Origin of the sequence: Succinimonas amylolytica DSM 2873, from assembly GCF_000378405.1 — a bacterium.
Lineage (GTDB): Bacteria > Pseudomonadota > Gammaproteobacteria > Enterobacterales > Succinivibrionaceae > Succinimonas > Succinimonas amylolytica.
Genome location: NZ_KB899640.1, coordinates 7,687 through 13,936 on the forward strand (window position 1 = coordinate 7,687; position 6,250 = coordinate 13,936).

The window sequence follows — 6,250 nt, forward strand, 5'->3', positions numbered from 1 at the left end:
AGCGATTGTCTGAGCCGCAAAGGAAAAGCCAAATACAGTCTTCGGAAGAAAATCCTTTTCCGGATTAATCCCGACTATCACGGCCGGCGTTTCATAATTCTGAGCCGGCATGGCTTCCTCATAGACAGGAACGTATGATAAAACCCTGATGCTTGTTCTGACCTGTTCAATTTTCGCGGAATCTTTTTTCCAGCCCTTGAATACGTATATCTTCCCGTCTTTTTCAATGGTCTGAGCGATTTCTTTTGAGGCGTCATCCCAGGCTGATGCCTCAAGGGCGTTGCCGTTGAAATCAAAGAACCTTTCTTTCTCGCCATCGCAGCAGTCGGCCTTTGCTGAATTGCTCTGTCTGTTTCTGCGCGGGCTGTTTACGTGATACTGTGTTTGCTTTTCTTCAGCATTCTGGGATGCGGCTTCTTTCTTATCCTTCTTCTGTTCTCTGCCGCCTTGAAACAGGAGTCTTCTTAACGCGTCAAGATCAACCTCTTTGGAAGACAGGAGCGTTTTCAGGGTCTTAACGAGTTCTTTGCTTTCTGAAAGTTCGGATTCTTTCTTCTCAAGTGAATCCATGAGCTCGCTGATCCTGTTTTCCAGTTCTTCTACTTTTTGGGTTTGATTTTGAAAGGCTACTTTCTGCTCTTGAGTATCGGATCTCAACTCTTGAATAGTTGTCTTCAGCCCCTGAATGACTGTATTCTGCTCTTGAATGGTTAATGTAAATTTTTCGATCAGTGCGTAAAGAGGATCCGATTTGGCAGAATCGGTATCGTGCTGATTGATTGGAAGTGCGCTATTTGTAATCTTTACTTCCATTGCAATTCCCTTCAGCATGCCACGATTTTTGTGTGCGGTATAGTACGGATTCACCAGCACTTTTGTCAAGAATCCCTGAAGCCTTGAAATGGGGGTTTAAGACCTAATACAAAATTTGTTGTTTTCACTAAGTAGCCACGGCAGGAGGGAAAATCTGACGTTTTTGGAAAAAATTTTTTTGAATGATTAAGAGTTGAACAGTCGCAATTAAGAAACAAGTTGTTTCGCAATTTGATGTGATTCAAAAGAATTAATTGAGAAAGCTCTAATTTTGCAACAACTTGTTGCAAAATTAAAAACAGGCATAAACCGTGAATGAGATTAAAAGGATTTAATTGAATTGAGAATCAATGAATATAAATCGCTTAATGAGTTTACATCTCAATATGTTGGAGAATGGGCACCGTCAAATGGACATTGGTACGGACTGGATTTTTTATATCATGGAACCGAGTATAGGTTACACACCGGGTCTATGTATAAAAATGGAAATACCATACTTCCAGACGGTAGAGAAGCTATGTTTGGCCTTTATAAAAAGATTAATAAGGAGTTATACGGTAAATACGAATTATTAGGCGAATACGCAGACATGCACGATTTACTGGAAAGCCGAGTAATCGAAGGAAGATCTTTTGCTGAAGTCATTATGGATGATTACACCGAATTGCTCGGTCAGGATTGACATAAGTGTGAAGGTGAACCCGGTATCCCACTCATCACTGCCCATTACTGTACTCCATAGAAAGAACGAACTAGAGGCAGCGCTCCATAGCGGCCGGAAAGATATCCCAGTTCCAGATTTTCCTTTCCCTTTTTAGGACTGAAATCTGACAGAGGATACAGGAATGAAGCCTGCTCTCTGTTTTTATCGCAGAACCAAATCTGATCTCTTCGGAAAATTTCCTGAGTAAGAATGGTTGTTTCATGAGTGGTAAAAATCAGCTGAGCGTTTTTAGGGTTAGCTTTTGGTTCATGAAACAATTCCACCAGAAACTGAACCAGCTTAGGATGAAGATTTACATTAAGCTCATCAATACACAGAACACTGCCATTAGACAGAACATCCAGAATCGGTTCAGCAAAAGAAAAGAATTTCTGCGTACCGGATGATTCATCCCTGAAATTAAATAATACTGTCTGCCCATTGCTGTCTGTGTGAACCGTGTTGATTTCATAGGTCGGTTCAGTGGGAAGATGCTTTTCCTCAACGCGGATATCTTCGATATTAAAATCAGCTGCCCTAAGGAATTTCAGAACATCTTCTTTACCGCTTCCCGTACAGAATCTTGCCGTAGACTCCGGAGATAAACCTTCAGTTCCTACAAAGCGGAGTGTTTTACTGAACCAGTCAAAAACCGGTTTCAGCTGTTCGCTGTTAAGCTGAACAGCTGTAGAAAGAAATAATGCATTTTCACGGGTTGACTGCTGCCACAGTTTTTTGGCTCCCTGCAGAAACTGACTGAATTTCCAGAGATGTTTCCCTGATTCGGCATCCCAGACTCTTTCAAACCATTTCTGAGGGCGACCTGCAGGAAATGCAAAAAGCCATTCATCAAAAATCTGATCTGACGATGCGCTGAAACCGTACTGGTATTTCACGTCACGGACGATAAAACTCACTTCAAATTCCGTAGGCTGAGTAACAGTCTCCGGATTGAGTCTGAAAGGTGTCAGAGGAAGTTTCATCCCTCGCTGCAGAGTAGTGGTAACAATACCTTTCATAGCGGAAAGAGCCTTCAGGAAGTTGGATTTACCGCAGGAATTTGGTCCATACACTGCGGCGCTTTTAAGCAGGCTGAACTCTTTTTCAGCCATGATTGGAAAGGCATTCCCCGGACGTTCGCTGCTTTTGCTTTTTACCATAGTAAAGGTCTGCAGTTCTTTGAATGACAGAAAGTTCTGAATTCGAAACTCAATCAGCATAACAACCTCTTTTAAATGCTATTTTTAACCTTTTATTCCAAAAATAGCATTTTAATTGAATTATTTCAAGTTTTTAAATTTATTATGTTTCTTCCTTTCACAGTTTGCTATTAACCTCGTCAGCCAAACTGCCCATTTTTTCAAATAGCCAGTTTCCTGGACAGGACTTTTTTGCAAACCACCGGTGAACGGTCAGGAGCATTTCGTCAGGTTTAACCTCATAGCTTAAAGCTTTTTCCTGATCAGCAATCCACACCAGCTTCCGCTTGCCGTTCCGTCTGCAGATGTCAGTGCTGAGATCCACCAGGGCTGAATACACCTCCGGTTTCATGGCATAAGGATCGGTCAAATCTGATGCACATTCAATGGTAACAGCTCTCTGGTCATTATCCCTTAAGCGATGTAGATCCGAACAGCTACGCTGCTCTTCTTAATGATGCCAAGGAGCTTAAGAATGCCTAGTCAGCATGCAATTTTGTCAGCCTCCTCAGCTCACCGCTGGCTGAACTGTACGCCGTCGGTAAGACTTTGTGAAGCCTTTGAGGATAAGCCAAGCGAATACGCCGCGGAGGGCACCGAGGCTCATGAGCTGTGTGAGTACAAGCTTAAAACCGCTCTGGGAATGGACGCGGATGATTCGACACCGAAGCTGTCCCGCTTCAATGACGAAATGGAGGAATGTGCCACCGGGTATGCGAGCTATGTTCTTGAACAGGTGAATGAAGCTTCAAAGACCTGCTCAGATCCGAAGGTACTTATCGAACAGCGCGTGGACTTTTCCCGCTGGGTACCGGAAGGCTTCGGAACTGCCGACTGCGTGATTATCGCAGACGGAACCTTGAGAGTTGTGGACTACAAACACGGTCTCGGGGTGCTGGTTGAAGCTGAAATGAACCCGCAGATGATGTGCTATGCCCTGGGAGCCCTGGAACTCTTTGATGCTCTGTACGACATCAGCAAGGTCTCCATGACCATCTATCAGCCAAGACGGGAAAACATCTCCACCTTTGAAATAAGCAGTGAGGAGCTCCTCACCTGGGCTGATAAGGTTCTGAAACCTGCTGCCAAACTGGCCTTTGAAGGTAAAGGAGAATTCCGCTGCGGCGAATGGTGCGGTTTCTGTAAAGCCAAACACAGATGCAGAGCCAGAGCTGAGGAGAATCTTCTCATGGCAAGACATGAGTTCAAGCTGCCGGCACTTCTTGATGACGTCGAGATTGAGGTGATTTTATCCAAGGTTGATGAGCTTACCTCCTGGGCATCTGACGTGAAGGATTATGCCCTCCAGAGTGCTATTGGCGGTAAAAGCTGGACCGGCTGGAAGCTGGTGGAAGGGCGAGCCAACCGCAGATACACCGATGAGAATGAAGTCATCAAGGCTGTATGTGAAGCTGGCTTTGATCCGTTCGAGAAGAAGGTTCTCGGCATAACAGCTATGCAGAAGCTCCTCGGCAAGACCAAATTCGAAAAACTGCTTTCAGCATATATCGAAAAGCCGCAAGGCAAACCAACGCTTGTACCGGAAAGCGATAAAAGACCGGAAATTTCATGTGCAAACTTAGATTTTAAGGAAGAATAGAAAATGACAAAAATCGTTAATCCAATGAAAGTTATCACCGGCCCTAAAACCCGCTGGTCTTATGCCAATGTATGGGAAGCAAAGTCAATCAACGGCGGCGCTCCTAAGTTCAGTGTGTCTCTGATTGTCCCTAAGTCAGATACTGCAACTGTAACAAAAATCCAGGCTGCCATTGAAGCCGCCTACAAGGAGGGCGAATCCAAGCTGAAGGGTAACGGCAGAACCGTACCTGCTCTTTCAGTCATCAAAACTCCTCTGCGTGACGGCGACATTGAAAGACCGGATGATCCAGCTTACGCCAACGCCTACTTCATCAATGCCAACAGTGCCACTGCTCCGGGAATTGTTGATGCGGCATGCAACCCGATTATGAACCGTTCCGAGGTTTACTCCGGTGTGTATGGCCGTGCCAGCATCAGCTTTTATGCCTTCAATGCGAACGGCAATAAGGGTATTGCCTGCGGTCTTAACAACCTGCAGAAAATCAGCGACGGGGAACCTCTGGGAGGTAAGGCCAGTGCCGAGAGCGATTTTGCCACTGAGGCTGAAGAAGATTTTCTGGGATAAGGACGTCTGAATGGATTCATCAGAAATCTTTATCACGGGCTTCGGAACCGGAATGTTCACGGGAGTGATTTCAGCTTATGCCATTGAACTTATGACCTGGCTGATTTCACACCTGTGGCACAGATGGCAACGACTGCACTAACCGGCCGTTAACTTTTATCAAAGGGTGGCAGAACTGCTACCCTTTTTTGTGAGGTATTGAAATGAATAACATTACATTGGATATCGAATCATTTTCCAGTGTAGACATCGGCAAAAGCGGTGTGTACCGCTACGCTGAATCACCAGATTTTGAAATCCTGCTCTTTGCCTGCAGCGTAGATGGGCAACCGGTGCAGGTTTACGATCTGGCCTGCGGGGAGAAGGTGCCGGATGAGATTCTAAAGGCTCTCACCGATGAGAAGATAATCAAACACAGCTTTAACGCTTCCTTTGAACGAATCTGTCTCTCCCGGTATCTCGGACTTCCTTCAGGTACCTATCTCAGCCCGGAAGGCTGGCGCTGCGACATGGTGTGGGCGGCAACACTGGGACTACCCCAGTCTCTTGAAGGCGTCGGCGCGGTGCTGGGGCTTGAGAAGCAGAAGCTCACCGAGGGCAAGGATCTCACCCGCTACTTCTGTAGGCCCTGCGCTCCCACCCAGAGCAACGGCGGCAGAACCCGCAATCTCCCCGGCATGCTCCCGACAAGTGGGAGATGTTCAAGCGCTACAACCTCCGGGACGTGGAGACCGAGATGGAAATCCAGCGGCGGCTCTCCAAATACCCGGTACCGGACTTCATGTGGGAGGAATACATCATCGACCAGGAGATCCACGACCGGGGCGTTCTCGTGGACATGGAGCTGGTGCGTCAGGCGATATACATGGATGCCCGATCCCGGGAAGAACTCATAACGGCCATGAAGGAATTCACAGCTCTGGAGAACCCCAACTCCGTCCAGCAGATGAAGGACTGGCTTGCCGTAAACGGGCTTATGACGGAATCCCTGGACAAGAAAGCCGTGGCGGAACTCATGAAGAATGCCCCACCGGAGCTCTGCCGGGTGCTTTCATTAAGGTAGCAGCTGGCCAAATCCGCCGTCAAGAAATACCAGGCCATGCAGAATGCGGTATGCGCTGATAACCGCTCCAGGGGACTCTTCCGCTTCTACGGCGCCAATCGCACCGGGAGGTTCAGCAGCAAAATCGTGCAGCTTCAGAATCTGGCGAGGAACAGCATGAGTGATTTAGATCAGGCCCGCGCTCTTGTCCGTTCCGGGGATTATGATGCGGTCTCCATGCTTTATGAGGATGTGCCGGATACATTGTCTCAGCTCGTGCGCACGGCCTTTATCCCGCCGCAGGGAAAGCTCTTTTATGTAGC

General features: G+C 46.9%; 8 protein-coding genes and 1 pseudogene. 6 read left to right on the top strand and 3 right to left on the bottom strand.

Going from position 1 to position 6,250, the window contains the following annotated elements; translation table 11 throughout:
• Window positions 1–831, bottom strand: an 831-nt coding sequence (locus tag F557_RS23095) for a hypothetical protein (RefSeq protein ID WP_211209593.1), incomplete at its 3' end; no start/stop codon positions are given.
• Window positions 832–1,153: 322 nt separating this feature from the next.
• On the opposite strand from F557_RS23095, the gene F557_RS0115430 reads away from it, so the two are divergent.
• Window positions 1,154–1,498 (top strand): hypothetical protein, encoded by a 345-nt coding sequence (locus F557_RS0115430; protein WP_026297959.1) that lies wholly within the window; start codon window positions 1,154–1,156, stop codon window positions 1,496–1,498.
• Window positions 1,499–1,542: 44 nt separating this feature from the next.
• Here F557_RS0115430 and F557_RS0115435 read toward each other — a convergent pair whose 3' ends face one another.
• Complete coding sequence (locus F557_RS0115435; protein WP_019003115.1) at window positions 1,543–2,739, bottom strand: AAA family ATPase; 1,197 nt, start codon at window positions 2,737–2,739, stop codon at window positions 1,543–1,545.
• 97 nt (window positions 2,740–2,836) lie between these two features.
• Window positions 2,837–3,088, bottom strand: a complete 252-nt coding sequence (locus F557_RS0115440) for a hypothetical protein (RefSeq protein ID WP_019003116.1) — start codon at window positions 3,086–3,088, stop codon at window positions 2,837–2,839.
• Between the two features lie 105 nt (window positions 3,089–3,193).
• On the opposite strand from F557_RS0115440, the gene F557_RS0115445 reads away from it, so the two are divergent.
• The 5 genes and pseudogenes from F557_RS0115445 to F557_RS23110 all read left to right on the top strand — a co-directional run.
• Window positions 3,194–4,318 (top strand): DUF2800 domain-containing protein, encoded by a 1,125-nt coding sequence (locus tag F557_RS0115445; RefSeq protein WP_019003117.1) that lies wholly within the window; start codon window positions 3,194–3,196, stop codon window positions 4,316–4,318.
• Between the two features lie 3 nt (window positions 4,319–4,321).
• On the top strand, window positions 4,322–4,885 hold the full coding sequence (locus tag F557_RS0115450; RefSeq protein WP_026297960.1) for a DUF2815 family protein: 564 nt from the start codon (window positions 4,322–4,324) through the stop codon (window positions 4,883–4,885).
• Window positions 4,886–5,088: 203 nt separating this feature from the next.
• Window positions 5,089–5,781, top strand: a complete 693-nt coding sequence (locus tag F557_RS23100; protein WP_211209594.1) for a hypothetical protein — start codon at window positions 5,089–5,091, stop codon at window positions 5,779–5,781.
• Window positions 5,751–5,948, top strand: coding sequence for a hypothetical protein (locus F557_RS23105; protein WP_211209595.1), 198 nt, complete (start codon window positions 5,751–5,753; stop codon window positions 5,946–5,948). The genes F557_RS23100 and F557_RS23105 overlap by 31 nt, the downstream gene beginning before the upstream one ends.
• A gap of 36 nt (window positions 5,949–5,984) precedes the next feature.
• A pseudogene (locus tag F557_RS23110) lies at window positions 5,985–6,250 on the top strand (hypothetical protein); the annotation flags it as partial.